Source organism: Thalassorhabdomicrobium marinisediminis, assembly GCF_003072065.1.
Classification (GTDB): domain Bacteria; phylum Pseudomonadota; class Alphaproteobacteria; order Rhodobacterales; family Rhodobacteraceae; genus Octadecabacter; species Octadecabacter marinisediminis.
In genome coordinates this window covers 14,643-28,559 of sequence record NZ_QCYG01000007.1, presented here as the reverse complement: position 1 = coordinate 28,559, position 13,917 = coordinate 14,643, and the positions used below count along the sequence as shown (strand labels likewise).

Below are 13,917 nucleotides of genomic sequence, written 5' to 3'. Positions count from 1 at the left end.
GTGCCGCGGCCAACTGGCATCACGGCGGGACGGCAACCACGCGGGATACGTCCATGAAGGTTATCATTTGCGGGGCAGGTCAGGTCGGCTGGCAGATCGCGCGCCACCTCGCCTCCGAGCGCAACGACGTAACAGTGGTGGACAACAATCCCGAACTGGTGCGCCGTGCCACGGACACGCTTGACGTGCAGGGCATCGCCGGATTTGCCAGTTATCCCGACATTCTGGAGCGGGCCGGCGCGAATGATGCGGATATGATCATCGCGGCGACCCATTCGGACGAGGTGAACATGGTCACCTGTCAGGTGGCCCATTCGGTCTTTTCGGTGCAGCGCAAGATCGCGCGTCTGCGCGGGCAAAGCTACCTCAACGCGATCTATTCCGACCTGTACCGGCGCGACCATCTGCCCATCGACGTGGTGATCTCGCCCGAGATGGAGGTGGCCGAGGCCGCGCTGCAACGGCTTGCGGCCCCGGCGGCTTTCGACACAGAAAGTTTTCTGGAAGGGCACGCGCAGTTGCTGGGGATTTCGATCGACGAGGATTGCCCCGTCATCAACACGCCCCTGCGCCAGCTCACCGATCTGTTCTCGACCCTGAAGGCGGTGGTGCTGGGCATCCGTCGCAAGGGGTCGCTTTTCGTGCCTTCGGCCAACGACCAGATTTTTGCAGGCGATGAGTGCTACGTCATGACGGAAAACACCGACATGGCGCGCACGCTTGAGATCTTCGGCAAGACGCAAGGCAAGCTGGAACGGGTGGTGATCATCGGCGGCGGCAACGTGGGGCTCGCCGTGGCCCGCGCGCTTGAGGCGCGCACCAACCGCGTGCGGGTGCGCGTGCTGGAACGCGACCGCGAGACGGCCGAGCGGGCGGCGGACGCGCTGGAGCGCACCATCGTGCTCAACGGCGACGGGCTGGACGCCAGCCTTCTGGAAGAGGCGAACATCAGCAACGCCGACGCGGTGCTGGCGGTGACCGATGACGACAAGACCAACCTGCTGGCCGCCGTGCGCGCGAAAGAGCTGGGCTGCCCCATGGCGATCTGTCTGACCAACGATCCCACGTTGGTGCCGCTGATGGGGCCGTTGAACATCGACGCCTATATCAACCCGCGCGCGACCACCGTCAGCTCGATCCTTCAGCACATCCGCCACGGGCGCGTGCGGTCGGTCTATTCCATCGGCGACGCCGAGGCCGAGGTGATCGAGGCGCAGGTGCTGACCACCAGCCCGATCTCCGGCAACCGTCTGCGCGATCTCGACCTGCCCGAAGGCGTGCTGGTGGGCGGGGTGCTCAAGGCCGGCAAGATGTTGAAGCCGCGCGGCGATCTGCGCATCGACGAAGGCGACATCGTGGCGATCTTCGCCATGGCCAATCAGGTGGCGGAAGTCGAGGCGCTGCTGCAAGTCTCCATCGACTACTTCTGATGCTTCATGTTTGAAAGCCTGTTCAAGCGGTCGTTCTTCGTGGTGCTGATGGGGATCGGCGCGCTGGCCATGGTGGTGCCGTCGATCCACGCGCTGGCGATCGGCGAACATGCCATCTCGCGCGCGTTCTTCTATTCGGCGTTGCTGTTCTTCGTGATCACCGTTTTCGTTGGGCTCGCGACGGCGAACTACGAGTTCACCAACCGCTCGCGCGGGTATCTGGTGTCGTTGTTGGCGGCCTTTCTGGTGCTGCCGCTGATGCTGGCCGTGCCCATCTACGAGGTCGTGCCGCAGATCACCTTCTTCGAGGCCTGGTTCGAATCCGTCTCTTCGATCACCACCACGGGCGCCACGCTGTTTGACAGCCCGCGCACGCTGCCACCGACGGTGCATCTGTGGCGCGCGCTCATGGGGTGGCTTGGGGGGCTTCTGGTCTGGGTCGCCGCCATCGCGGTTCTGGCGCCGCTCAACATCGGCGGGTTCGAGGTGCGCGCCACGGCGGATGGCCGCCTCATGCGGGAACGCACCTATGCGCAGATCGGGCGCGAGCTGGACCCGTCCGAGCGGCTGGTGCGCTACGGCGCCAAGCTGGTGCCGCTCTATACCGGCCTCACGTTGCTGCTGTGGCTGATGCTCACCGTGGCGGGAGAAATCCCCTTCGTGGCCTTCTGTCACGCCATGTCGGTCATGGCGACCTCGGGCATCTCGCCGGTGGGTGGGCTGGTGTTCTCGCCGGCGGGTTTTCTGGGCGAGCTTCTCATCCTCGGGTTCTTCGTCTTCGCCCTGTCACGGGTGTCGTTTTCCCGTGGCCTCTCGGGGCAAGAGGTGAACCCCCTGCACAAGGACCATGAATTCCGGCTGGCGCTGGGTCTGATTGCCCTTCTGGTGACGGTACTTTTCCTGCGCCACGGTCTTGTGGCGTTTGATAGCGATGCGGCCAATGACGTGCGCAGCGCCGCGCGCGCGCTCTGGGGGGCGATCTTCACGATCACCAGCTTCATGACCACCACCGGCTTCGAATCCGCCGATTGGACTGCCACCCGCAACTGGTCGGGCCTTGGCACCCCGGGGCTGATCCTTGTCGGGCTGTCGCTGATCGGCGGTGGTGTGGCGACCACCGCGGGGGGGATCAAGCTTTTGCGGGTCTATGCCTTGTGGAAACACGGGGAACGCGAAGTCGAACGGCTGATCTATCCGTCCTCGATCGGGGGATCGGGGGCCGACGCGCGGCAGATCCGCAAACAGGGGGCGCAGATCGCCTGGATTTTCTTCATGCTGTTCACGATTTCCATCGCCGTGGTGATGGTCCTGCTGTCGCTCACGGGCGTGCAGTTCGAAACCGCCGTGGTGCTTGCGGTGGCCGCCCTCTCGACGACGGGCCCGCTGGCCAGCATCGCCGCCGAGGCGCCGGTCTCTTATGCGGGGATTCCCGATCTTGGCAAATTCGTGCTGGCGCTGGCGATGGTCTTCGGCCGGCTCGAAGCGCTGGCCATGATCGCGCTGCTGAACCCCGAATTCTGGCGCCGCTGAACCGGCCGCCGGACGCCCTTGTTTTTGGGGTGGAAATCCGGCCACCTTCCGGACATAGTGACCCATGACGCATTACAAATGGCTGCAACGTCAGCCACAATAAAAAAATAAGGGACGGGGATCATGGCCTCAGACAAGCAGAACCTTCAGGACGCGTTCTTGAACAACGTCCGCAAAGCGAAAATCCCGGTGACGATCTTTCTGATCAACGGGGTAAAGCTTCAGGGCGTGATCACATGGTTCGACAGTTTCTGCGTGCTGCTGCGCCGGGACGGTCAAAGCCAGCTGGTGTACAAGTCCGCGATCAGCACCATCATGCCCAGCACCCCCATCAGCCTGTACGACGGCGAAGAGTAACCCATGGGCGAGGATGCGTCCGCCACGCGGGCCTATGTCCTGCACCCGGAGATCAAGTCCGACCCGGGCCGGCGGGATGCCACCGCCGCGCTGGAAGAAGGCGTGGCGCTGGCCCGGGCGCTGCCCGAGCTTGAAGTCGCCGGCGCGCAGGTCGTGGGCCTGCCCAAGGTCCACCCTGGGACGCTGTTCGGCAAGGGCAAGATCGCCGAGATCAAAGAGTGGCTGGCCGAAGCCGACGCCGGTCTGGTGCTGATCGACGGCCCCGTCAGCCCGGTGCAGCAACGCAATCTGGAAAAAGAGTGGAAGGTCAAACTGCTTGACCGGACCGGGCTCATCCTTGAGATTTTTTCGGACCGGGCGGCCACCCGCGAAGGGGTGCTGCAGGTCGAGATGGCGGCACTTTCCTATCAGCGCACGCGTCTGGTGCGGGCCTGGACCCACCTTGAGCGTCAGCGCGGCGGGCTGGGCTTCGTTGGCGGCCCCGGTGAGACCCAGATCGAGGCGGACCGGCGCGCCATCGACGCCCAGCTCAACCGGCTGAAAAAGTCCCTCGAAAAGGTCGTGAAGACCCGCGAGCTGCACCGCAAGGCAAGGGCCAAGGTGCCGTTCCCGATCGTGGCCCTTGTGGGCTACACCAACGCGGGCAAATCGACGCTGTTCAACCGGCTGACCGGGGCGGACGTGATGGCCAAGGACATGCTCTTTGCCACGCTCGACCCGACCATGCGCCGGGTGGAACTGCCCACGGGGGATGAGGTGATCCTGTCGGACACGGTGGGCTTCATATCCGAGCTTCCGACGCAACTGGTCGCCGCCTTCCGCGCAACGCTGGAAGAGGTTCTGGAAGCCGACATCATCCTGCATGTGCGTGACATCAGCCATCCCCAGTCCGAGGCGCAGAACGCCTCCGTGCGCCGCACGCTCAAACAGCTCGACGTCGATCCAGAGGTGCCCATGCTCGAGGTGCTCAACAAGATCGACCTGCTGCCCGAGGATGACGAGGATTACCTGCGCGCCATGAACCGCACCGACGCCAAGGTCTTCCCGATCTCGGCGGTGACGGGGCAGGGGATCGACGCCCTGCTGGCCGAAGTGGCCGATGAGCTCAAGGGCAAGACCCGCGATATGACGCTGACGCTGGATTGGTCACAGGGGGCCGCGCAAAGCTGGCTGCAGCGCGAAGGTGTCATCGAATCCGAAACCCAGACCGACAGCGGCTGGACCCTTCAAGTCCGCTGGACCGCGATCCAACAGGCCAAGTTCGAAAAGCAATTCCCCGACGCGTTCTAATCCACGCACTGTCCCATCCTGCGCCGCCCCATCTTCTCTGGTTCCCAAATACCTTGGGGGGATGAGCGCAGCGAAGGGGGGCAAAGCCCCCAAACCGACCAAGACTTTACGTCCCTCTAATCCTGAACCGGTTCCAGCACGGTGATCCCCACCGCGCCGCCGCGCGCCAGCGCCGGGTCCAGCGACATGGGGATATATTCCCCCCGCCGCCACAGATCGCCCAGATCGTCGTAGTGGCGCGACAGCGGGTGGCCGGACTGCCCGGTGGAGATGATGAATACGGAACTGTCCGGGTCGGCAAAGTCATAGACCCCGCGATAAGCTGCCGCGTGGACGTTGCGGAACGGCGCCCCCGGCGCGCCCGAGGTGCGGCCCCGCATCAGGGTGTTGTCCCCGCCCGAGGTGGATTGCCGGATGTTGACGAACCAGCTCAGCACCGGGGCCTCGCCCAGCACCGGATGGTCGTGGGTCGCCTCATGGGCATCGCCCCAGCGCAGGGATTCCAGCGCCCCGCCGTAGGTCTCGTCGATCCAGATCAAGGCGTCGTCCAGCGCCATGCGGGCGATGTCGGAGCAGGTCTCGACCGGGGCCGATTGCAGCACGTCGCACCAGACCGATGCACCGCCGGTATCGCGATACACCCGGTCGATGAACAGCGGCTCCACGTGGGTGAATTCCCGAGCGAGCGGGCCCAACTCGTCGCGTATCAGCCGGTCCTGTAGCGCGCGCAGCCAGGCGGAATAGATCAGGGGTTCGGGCAGGTGCTCGTTCATCTCGCCATTCCATTCGGCCAGCAATGACAGCGCATCCTGACGGCGTTTCTCGGGCGTGCCGTCGGGTGCCGCCTCTCCGGTGAACCACAGATCCGCGCCGATCAGCGGCAGGATCGACCGTGCCGTATGGCTGACCGTATCGCTTTGGGCTTCGATGAAACTGTCGCGGGTGTGGACCTCGCGCGCCTGCATCAGACGCCGCCAGCGGTGGATGCGCTGGCTGTCGCCCCACATAAAGCTGACATGGCCGGGGAAGGGCGCATCGACGACCTTGTTGTTGGTGTTGCCGACGATCCCGCCCACCGGGTCGATCCATTCGGGGTTTTCGGCGTAGGGTCGCCGCCCGTCCCAGCGGTTCTGCGGCAGATAGCCGAAGTGCGGCAGACGCCCCTGGGTGACGTGGTCCGCGTCGCGGTTGGGCACATGGCCGATCAGTTTCAGCCCGACCGAGTTGCGATCCGCCAGCGTCAGCATCTGGCTGGGGGCGACGTAGTCCTCGGCGGCGGCAATCCCTTCTTCCACGGTGCGGGCGCGCATCAGGTTCATCGCCGCCTGAATTGTCGTATCCCTGTCGGAAAGCGCAGTCCAGCCCAAGGCGGTGACATGGCCGGGCGGACGGATCGTGCCAAGGTCGTATTGATCCGGCGGCAGCACCGGCCCGTTTTGCGTCCATTGCAGTTGCAGCGTGACCGAGGGCGCGTCCTTGATGCGGATGATACTGTCGCGGGTCTCGAAGTCGGCCCAACCGTCCGGCGTGCGGTATTGGCTGGCGTCGCTGGGGTTCACCTCTTCGATATAGACGTCCTGATCGTCCAGATAGCTTGAGGTGATCCCCCAGCCGAGCGCATCCGACCGGCCCACCATGACCACCGGCACCCCGGGGATCGTGCCGCCGATCACGCCGCCGGCTTCCAGTTCCACCCGTGCCAGATACCAGATCGAGGGCGCGGTCAGGCCCAGATGCGGATCGTTCGCCAGAAGGGTCGAGCCGGTGGCGCTGCGGCTTGGCCCGGCGGCCCAGGCGTTCGAGGCGCCTGCATGGGCGCGGGGCACCACCGGCGACATGGGGTCGAACGCCATGCGGGTGTTGGGCGCGTAGCGCGGCACGCCGGGCATCAGGCTGGCATAGCTGGGCAGGGCGGCGATCCCGTCCCCCGGCGCGGTGGGCAGAATGTCGTTCAAACGGTCGTCGTCGTTGAGGATCAGCGAGGTGCGCGCGCGCAGGACCTCTTCCTCAAGATGGCTGCTCAGTTGCAGCGCCATCAGTTTGATGATCGCCACGGAATCCGCCGGTTGCCATGGGGCGATGGCATGGTTGAACAGCCACATCTCGGGCGCGCCGCGCCCTCGCGCGCCATCGTTGACCTGACCGATCCAGGCGTTCACACCGGCAGCATAGGCCCGAAGCGCGCTTTGGGTCCGCGCGTCCAGCGCGTCCACCGAGGATTGCGCCAGCGGATAAAGCGCGAGCCGCCGGATCAGGCTGTCGAGCGACACAGTGCGGCGGCCAAACAGCTCCGACAGGCGGCCCTGCGCTGTGCGCCGCAGCATGGTCATCTGCCACAGACGGTCCTGCGCGTGGGCAAGGCCCAAGGCATAGAACACGTCGTCGTCGGTCTCGCCAAAGATATGCGGCACGTCGGCGTTGTCGCGCACGATCTCGACCGGGGCGCTGATCCCGGCGACCCGCAGCGTTTGGTCATAGTCGGGCAGCGAGCGTGAGGCGAAATAATAGGTCAGGACGAAGGCGGCGACGATCAGGAAGATCAGACCCGAGGCAATGCGGATCAACCAGCGAAAAACAGTTGCCATATCAGTGTCCCTTGCCTTGCGCCCCTGCGCCGCGGAACCTGTGGCAGTTGACGCGGTCCAAGGGTTCGTTACCTATCCATGAACAGCCGCAGGTATGCAAGCAAGCAGGGAGAGTGAGCATGGCGAAGATCGCGTTTTTGGGACTTGGGGTCATGGGCTATCCGATGGCCGGGCATCTGGTGAAGGCCGGGCATGAGGTGACCGTTTATAACCGCACGGGCGCCAAGGCCGACGCTTGGGCGAAAGAATACGGAGGCGCCACCGCCGCGACCCCGAAAGCGGCGGCCGAGGGGGCGGACTTTGTCATGGCCTGCGTGGGCAACGACGACGATCTGCGCGCCGTCTGCACCGGAGAGGACGGGGCTTTTGCCGGCATGGCCGAGGGCGCGATTTTCGTCGATCACACGACCGTTTCGGCCAAGGTCACGCGAGAGCTCTACGAGGCCGCCGCCACGCGGGGTGTGTCCTTCGTGGATGCGCCGATTTCCGGCGGGCAGGCGGGGGCCGAGAAGGGCGTGCTCTCGGTCATGTGCGGCGGCGACGCCGAGGCGTTCGAGCAGGCCGCGCCGATCATCGACAGCTATGCCCGCATCTGCCGCCGCATCGGTGAAAGCGGCGCAGGCCAGATGACCAAGATGTGCAACCAGATCGCCATCGCCGGGCTGGTGCAAGGTCTGTCCGAAGCCCTGCATTTCGCGCAGAAAGCCGGGCTGGACGAGCGCGCGGTGGTCGAGGTGATCAGCCAGGGCGCGGCCGGGTCCTGGCAGATGGAGAATCGTTATGAAACCATGCTCGACGACGCCTTCGACCACGGATTCGCCGTGGATTGGATGCGCAAGGACCTTGGTATCTGTCTTGAGGCGGCAAATGAGACAGGTGCCGCCCTTCCTGTGACCGCGCTGGTGGATCAATTCTACAAGGATGTGCAGAATATGGGCGGCGGACGCTGGGATACATCAAGCCTTATCAAGCGGTTACGCGGTTAGATTTCGGCGGGCCTGAGATTGTGACCTTAGGGCAACAACGCAATTTCCATTAACCATGCAGACTCGTCTTCCGATTAGCATTCCAGTAGGTTACGCCAAGTTTAACGTTAACCAGGAGTACTATAAATGATCCGTACAACCCTTCTCGCTTCCGGCCTCGCGCTGGCCTCCACCGCCGCTTTCGCCGGCAACCTGTCCGAGCCTGTCGTCGTGGCTCCGGTCGCCCCCGTCGCACCTGTCGTGGTGCCAACTGCTGACTGGACTGGCTTCTACGCTGGTGCGCAGTATGTCACCGGTGATGCCGATGACGGCTTCGGTGAAGTTGATCTCGACGGTTACGGCGTGCACGTCGGTTACCTCTACGACATGGGCAGCTTCGTCCTCGGTGGCGAACTTGACTATGACAAGATCGAGTTTGACGTGTCTCCGAGCGTAGATGCCGACGTATTGCGCGCCAAGGCGATCGCTGGCTACGACCTCGGCTCCTTCATGCCTTACCTGACCGCTGGTGCGGCAAAAATCGACATTGAAGGCGGCCCTGACGACACAGCCACTTTCTACGGTCTTGGTGGTTCTTTCCAAGCTACTGACATGTTCCGCGTTGGCGTTGAAGCTCTGCGTCACCAGAAGGATGATTTCGCCGGCTCTACTACCGACCTCGAAGTCGACACCATCAGCCTGCGTGCATCCTTCACGTTCTAAGGCGATCTGTCTGACAGATTTTAAGGGCAGTGCTTCGGCGCTGCCCTTTTTCGTGCGCGGGGCGAAGGGGTGCCTCGTGGTTCTTGCAAGGCATCCACCGTGCAACGGGGAAGTGCCTTTGATAGAGAGCACTGGCGAAAGAGGCTGGGCCTCATGCGGCGACCTGTCCGCTTCACAACAACCAGATAGCCTAACCGCTTACGGTGTTTGCAACCGCTCGCACGTACCGCTGGCGTAGTGCTCAACGGGCATCGCACCGTCGCCCGAGGTGCCGCTGAAATCCAGCGCGCGGTCGCGGAACAGCGTGAACGTGCCCTCAACCTCGCCCCCGCGTGAGCGATAGGTCATCGCGTCGCCCACGGGCTGCGCGTCAAGCGCGGGCGCCATATCGGGCATATGGTCCAGCCGCGGCGTGCCGTCCACATGGGCCAGATACAGGATGAAACTTTGCGGCTCGCGCGTGCAGTCCGGTCCGACGCAGGTTCTGGTAAAGGTGCAGATGTGGTGCGGATAGGCCGCATCCCCCCGCAGACCCGTGTCGTTCGAGCGCCCGGTGCTGATGGCGTAAAGCAACAGAACCAGAATCGTGACCACCAGCATGATCGGGACAAGGGTCGCCCGTCCGGTCATCGCAAACCATCCTTTCGTCGCAGGACCAGCACCTAGACCGACAGGCGCGCCGCATGGGCGCCCCGTTCGCGGTAGGGGGTCGTGTCATAATGGGCGCGGTAGCATTTCGAAAAATGCGACGGCGACGCGAAGCCGCAGGCCAGTGCCACGTTGATCACGGACATATCCGTCTGCATCAACAGGTTGCGCGCCTTTTGCAGGCGCAATTCCATGTAGTAGCGCTTGGGCGAGCGGTTCAGATAGCGCCGGAACAGCCGTTCAAGTTGGCGCGTGGACATGCCCACGTCTTTCGCCAGAACGCTGGGGCTGATCGGCTCTTCGATGTTTTGTTCCATCTCCTGAATCACACGGCTGAGCTTGGGGTGTCGCACGCCGATCCGCGTGGGGATCGACAGCCGCTGGGTGTCCTGATCGGTGCGGATCGCGGAATAGATCTGCTGGTCGGCCACGGCGTTCGCCAGCTCCTCGCCGTATTGGTCGGCAATGATCTGCAAAAACAGGTCGATGGACGAGGTGCCGCCCGCTGTGGTCATCCGGTTGCCATCGGCCACAAAGACAGATTTTGTCAGCTCAACCTCAAGGAACTCCTCGGAGAAACTGTCGTGGTTTTCCCAGTGGATCGTCGCGCGTTTGCCGTCGAGCAATCCGGCCTTGGCCAGCGTATAGGCCGCCGTGCACAGACCGCCGATGACGATGCCGCGCCGCGCCTCACGCCGGAGCCAGTTCAACACCTTGCGCGTGGTCGCGTTCTGCACATCGCGCCCGCCGCAAATCATTACGGTGTCGTCGCGGTGCATCTCGTCCAGATCGCCGTCCACCTTGAAGACCGTGCCGGTCGAGCATGTCACTGTGTCGCCGCCTTCGCCCAGCAGCCGCCAACTGTAGAGTTCCTGATCGGCCATGCGGTTGGCCAGCCGCAAACAGTCGATCGCGGCAGCAAAAGACAGCAGGGTAAAATCCTCAAGCAGGACAAACACGAACCGACGCGGGGCGCCTCGGGTGGCTTCCACATCAATGATATTATGACGCTGCATGGCATTTCTCTCTGTCGTTGAAAGATGCTCACCACCTTTTGTTGCAAGGATCAAGGGCATTGCCGTTGTTTCCCTGAAAGATCCCGGGTATTTGCCTTGGACCTTGCCGTGCGGTTTCGCTATAAGCAGGGCTGGTATCGCTAACGTACCTTCAATTTCTATCTTCGGAGCATGACATGACGGACTGGAACAAATCTGACTGGCGCAACAAGCCGCGGGTTCAGATGCCCGACTATACCGACGCCGCGGCCCTGGCCGCTGTGGAGGAGAAGTTGAGCAGCTATCCACCGTTGGTCTTTGCCGGAGAAGCGCGCCGCCTGCGGGCCGAGCTGGCCGATGTGAGCCGGGGCGATGCCTTCCTGTTGCAGGGGGGCGACTGCGCCGAGAGTTTTGCCGCCTTCCAGGCCGATGCGATCCGCGACACTTTCAAGGTGATGTTGCAGATGGCAATGGTGCTGACCTATGGCGCCAAGGTGCCGGTGGTGAAGGTCGGCCGGATGGCCGGTCAGTTCGCCAAGCCCCGCTCGGCCCCGACCGAGACCGTGAACGGGCAGGAGCTTCCCAGCTACCGCGGCGACATCATCAACGATCTGGACTTCACGCCCGAGGCGCGCATCCCCAACCCCGAAAAGATGCTTCAGGCCTATACCCAGGCGGCGGGCACGCTGAACCTGTTGCGGGCCTTCTCGACCGGGGGCTATGCGGACGTGCATCAGGTCCACGGCTGGACGCTGGGCTTTACCGGCGCACCCGAAGCGGAGAAATACCGCGCCATGGCCGAGCGGATTTCCGACACGCTGGACTTCATGCAGGCCGCCGGGCTGACGACCGAGACGAACCACGAATTGCAAACGGTGAACTTCTACACCTCGCATGAAGCTTTGCTGCTGGAATACGAAGAGGCGCTGACGCGGCTCGATTCCACCTCGGGCAAGTGGCTTGCAGGCTCGGGTCACATGATCTGGATCGGCGACCGCACCCGGCAGCCGGACGGCGCCCATGTGGAATATGCCTCGGGCGTGCAGAACCCCATCGGGCTCAAGTGTGGGCCGACCATGACCACGGGCCACCTCAAGGCGCTGATGGCCAAGCTCAACCCCGAGAACGAGGCCGGCCGCCTGACCCTGATCGCGCGCTTCGGTGCGGGGACCGTGGGCGAACATCTGCCGCGCTTGATCCGGGCCGTGGAAGAGGAAGGCGCCAACGTCGTCTGGTCCTGCGATCCGATGCACGGCAACACGATCAAATCCTCTTCGGGCTACAAGACGCGGCCCTTCGATTCGGTCCTGCGCGAAGTGCGTGAGTTCTTCGCTGTCCACAACGCCGAAGGCACGGTTCCCGGCGGTGTCCACGTCGAGATGACCGGCGCGGATGTGACCGAGTGCACCGGCGGCGTGCGCGCGGTGACTGACGAGAATCTGTCGGACCGCTACCACACCGCCTGCGATCCGCGTCTGAACGCCTCGCAGTCGCTTGAGCTGGCCTTCCTCATCGCGGAAGAGCTTTCGGCCCGGCGCGACGGGGTGAAGACCGCACAATCCGCCTAAGCGGCGGAACCGGTCTAGGAATTGGAAACAACAAGGCGGAGGGCTGGTCGGTCCTCCGCCTTGTTGCTGTCTGCCGCCCGCGCAGGGCTGCGGTGCGCGATTGTTTGATGTGACGGACCCGTCAACCCATCCTTGAGGCCCGTTTCCGGCGTGGAAACAGGGTGCAGCCCCGGGATCGGCTCAAACCGCGCGTGTTCAGTCTGCGAAATCGTGAAGCGCCGCCCGCCCAACCCGCGTCGGCCGCTCATCACCAGAAGCCCCAGAAGGCGGCTGATCTGACCGTGATCGTCGCGCAGGGGCAGCAGAAGAATTTTGCCACTCAGTCGCGGCTGCGCCACCGCGCGCGGCCCATCAAGGGACAGCTCGACAAGGCCGGGCGTCGTAAAGGCCGCGTCCAGATGCTGTGCCATCGCCGCGCGCGCCTCGGGCAGGAAGGCAGCGGTGAGCGGCAGGCCCCGGGGCTCGACCCCCAGCAGCCGGTGCAGGTTGCGCCCCGCGACCCGGAACCGCGCAACACCGGGGGCCACCCGTTCCAGGATGAAGCAATCCTCAAGCAACCCCTCCATCGCGGCCGGATCAAGGTCACGGCGCAAAGGCACGCCGCGCAGGCGTGGCAGGCTGGCCCAATAGCGTTCAAGATCACGGGGGGCCGTCGGGTTGGTCATCAGAACGTCCTGCGGTTCGGGTTGGTGCCGGGGGCGGCGGATCGGGGGCATGTCTGCAATGGTCACGGAAAAGAAGCCCGCCTTGACGCTTAAAATTTGTCGCAATGTCATCCGAATGTGCCACAGCTTGCTGCAGAATACTCTAAACAAAGTCTTAACGGGTTAACGCGGCCCCCTGTGGGGGTGGATTTTGCCCGCGCAAACGGGGGGCGGCCCTTGCCCCGTGGCAAGGTTTGCCTTTAGGTGCAGGCACATCGCCACTACCGGAGTTGCCCGTGATCCGATCCATGACCGCCTTCGCCACCGCGCAGGGAGCCGCCGAGCGCGCGACCTGGGTCTGGGAGTTGCGCAGCGTCAACGGGCGCGGCCGGGATGTGAAGCTGCGTCTGCCCGAGGACATCGACGGGCTTGAGGCGCGGGTGCGAGAAGCGGTGAACGCCCGGATCACCCGGGGCAACGTCAGCATCGGGCTCCGCCTGACGCGGGATGCGGGCGAGGGTGCGCTGGCGGTCGATCCCGCGCGGCTCGATGCGGTGCTGGACGCGTTGGACGCGGTGCAGGAACGGGCCTTCGACAAGGGGGTGACGCTGGGCCAGCCCACCGCCGCCGACGTTCTGGCGCAACGGGGCGTCCTGATCGCGACCCAGGCAGAGAGCGCCGATCTGGCCGAACCGCTGTTTGCCGATTTTCAAACGGCGCTTACCGCGCTTCTGACTATGCGCGAAGGTGAGGGCCAGCGCCTTCACGCGGTGCTGACGCAACAGGTGAACGAGATCGAAGCGCTCACGGTCCGCGCCGCCGACATGGCCCGGGCGCGGCCCGATGCGGTGAAGGCTCAGATGACCGCGGCGCTGGCGCGGGTCATGGAAGATGCCACCGGCGTCGATCCGGACCGCGTCGCGCAGGAACTTGCCCTGATCGCCGTGAAATCCGACATCACCGAAGAGATTGACCGCCTGCGCGCCCATGTGCAGGCCGCGCGGGAGCTGTTGGCCAACGGCGGGCCGTGCGGCCGCAAACTCGATTTTCTGACACAGGAATTTAACCGCGAGGCGAATACCCTGTGTTCCAAGGCGCAGGATGTCGACCTCACCGGGGTTGGTCTGGCGCTCAAAGCTGTCATCGACCAGATGCGCGAACAAGTTCAAAACGTGGAGTAGC

General features: G+C 64.1%; 12 protein-coding genes. 8 read left to right on the top strand and 4 right to left on the bottom strand.

The annotated features are described in order from the left end of the window. Window positions 1–53: 53 nt before the first annotated feature. The 4 genes from trkA (at window position 54) to hflX (ending at window position 4,607) form a co-directional block, all read left to right on the top strand. Window positions 54–1,430, top strand: coding sequence for a Trk system potassium transporter TrkA (trkA, locus tag DC363_RS11465; protein ID WP_108641304.1), 1,377 nt, complete (start codon window positions 54–56; stop codon window positions 1,428–1,430). Window positions 1,431–1,436: 6 nt separating this feature from the next. Continuing rightward, window positions 1,437–2,960 (top strand): TrkH family potassium uptake protein, encoded by a 1,524-nt coding sequence (locus DC363_RS11460; protein WP_241962985.1) that lies wholly within the window; start codon window positions 1,437–1,439, stop codon window positions 2,958–2,960. A 123-nt stretch (window positions 2,961–3,083) separates the two neighbouring features. Beyond that, window positions 3,084–3,317: an RNA chaperone Hfq gene (hfq, locus tag DC363_RS11455; RefSeq protein ID WP_108641303.1), complete on the top strand. Its 234-nt coding sequence runs from the start codon at window positions 3,084–3,086 to the stop codon at window positions 3,315–3,317. A 3-nt stretch (window positions 3,318–3,320) separates the two neighbouring features. Further along, complete coding sequence (hflX, locus tag DC363_RS11450; RefSeq protein WP_108641302.1) at window positions 3,321–4,607, top strand: GTPase HflX; 1,287 nt, start codon at window positions 3,321–3,323, stop codon at window positions 4,605–4,607. A 116-nt stretch (window positions 4,608–4,723) separates the two neighbouring features. On the opposite strand, the gene DC363_RS11445 is transcribed toward hflX, so the two are convergent. Further along, window positions 4,724–7,192, bottom strand: a complete 2,469-nt coding sequence (locus DC363_RS11445) for a penicillin acylase family protein (protein WP_108641301.1) — start codon at window positions 7,190–7,192, stop codon at window positions 4,724–4,726. Between the two features lie 74 nt (window positions 7,193–7,266). Here DC363_RS11445 and DC363_RS11440 point away from each other — a divergent pair, with 74 nt between their 5' ends. Both DC363_RS11440 and DC363_RS11435 read left to right on the top strand, forming a co-directional pair. Beyond that, a complete protein-coding gene (locus tag DC363_RS11440) occupies window positions 7,267–8,178 on the top strand; it encodes an NAD(P)-dependent oxidoreductase (protein WP_277871185.1) in 912 nt (303 codons plus the stop codon). A 126-nt stretch (window positions 8,179–8,304) separates the two neighbouring features. Next, window positions 8,305–8,880 carry an outer membrane protein gene (locus DC363_RS11435; protein WP_108641299.1) on the top strand — a complete coding sequence of 192 codons (576 nt, stop codon included), beginning with the start codon at window positions 8,305–8,307 and terminating at the stop codon, window positions 8,878–8,880. 198 nt (window positions 8,881–9,078) lie between these two features. Here the strand turns inward: DC363_RS11435 and DC363_RS11430 are convergent, their stop codons facing one another. Together DC363_RS11430 and DC363_RS11425 are read right to left on the bottom strand one after the other, a co-directional pair. Beyond that, window positions 9,079–9,510, bottom strand: a complete 432-nt coding sequence (locus DC363_RS11430) for a hypothetical protein (protein WP_108641298.1) — start codon at window positions 9,508–9,510, stop codon at window positions 9,079–9,081. Between the two features lie 32 nt (window positions 9,511–9,542). Continuing rightward, window positions 9,543–10,544 carry a GlxA family transcriptional regulator gene (locus DC363_RS11425; RefSeq protein ID WP_108641297.1) on the bottom strand — a complete coding sequence of 334 codons (1,002 nt, stop codon included), beginning with the start codon at window positions 10,542–10,544 and terminating at the stop codon, window positions 9,543–9,545. 176 nt (window positions 10,545–10,720) lie between these two features. Here DC363_RS11425 and DC363_RS11420 point away from each other — a divergent pair, with 176 nt between their 5' ends. After that, window positions 10,721–12,091 (top strand): class II 3-deoxy-7-phosphoheptulonate synthase, encoded by a 1,371-nt coding sequence (locus tag DC363_RS11420; RefSeq protein WP_108641296.1) that lies wholly within the window; start codon window positions 10,721–10,723, stop codon window positions 12,089–12,091. Window positions 12,092–12,105: 14 nt separating this feature from the next. On the opposite strand, the gene DC363_RS11415 is transcribed toward DC363_RS11420, so the two are convergent. Further along, window positions 12,106–12,756, bottom strand: coding sequence for a PAS domain-containing protein (locus DC363_RS11415; protein ID WP_241962984.1), 651 nt, complete (start codon window positions 12,754–12,756; stop codon window positions 12,106–12,108). Between the two features lie 275 nt (window positions 12,757–13,031). Between DC363_RS11415 and DC363_RS11410 the strand changes: the two genes are divergently transcribed. Next, entirely contained in the window at window positions 13,032–13,916 is an 885-nt protein-coding gene (locus DC363_RS11410) for a YicC/YloC family endoribonuclease (RefSeq protein WP_241962983.1), read from the top strand. The last annotated feature ends 1 nt before the right edge of the window (window position 13,917 follow it).

Bases quoted from the DNA above. Each gene is read 5' to 3' on its own strand.
- trkA (WP_108641304.1), top strand. From the start codon at position 54: ATGAAGGTTATCATTTGCGGGGCAGGTCAGGTCGGCTGGCAGATCGCG.
- DC363_RS11460 (WP_241962985.1), top strand. From the start codon at position 1,437: ATGTTTGAAAGCCTGTTCAAGCGGTCGTTCTTCGTGGTGCTGATGGGG.
- hfq (WP_108641303.1), top strand. From the start codon at position 3,084: ATGGCCTCAGACAAGCAGAACCTTCAGGACGCGTTCTTGAACAACGTC.
- hflX (WP_108641302.1), top strand. From the start codon at position 3,321: ATGGGCGAGGATGCGTCCGCCACGCGGGCCTATGTCCTGCACCCGGAG.
- DC363_RS11445 (WP_108641301.1), bottom strand. From the start codon at position 7,192: ATGGCAACTGTTTTTCGCTGGTTGATCCGCATTGCCTCGGGTCTGATC.
- DC363_RS11435 (WP_108641299.1), top strand. From the start codon at position 8,305: ATGATCCGTACAACCCTTCTCGCTTCCGGCCTCGCGCTGGCCTCCACC.
- DC363_RS11430 (WP_108641298.1), bottom strand. From the start codon at position 9,510: ATGACCGGACGGGCGACCCTTGTCCCGATCATGCTGGTGGTCACGATT.
- DC363_RS11425 (WP_108641297.1), bottom strand. From the start codon at position 10,544: ATGCAGCGTCATAATATCATTGATGTGGAAGCCACCCGAGGCGCCCCG.
- DC363_RS11420 (WP_108641296.1), top strand. From the start codon at position 10,721: ATGACGGACTGGAACAAATCTGACTGGCGCAACAAGCCGCGGGTTCAG.
- DC363_RS11415 (WP_241962984.1), bottom strand. From the start codon at position 12,756: ATGACCAACCCGACGGCCCCCCGTGATCTTGAACGCTATTGGGCCAGC.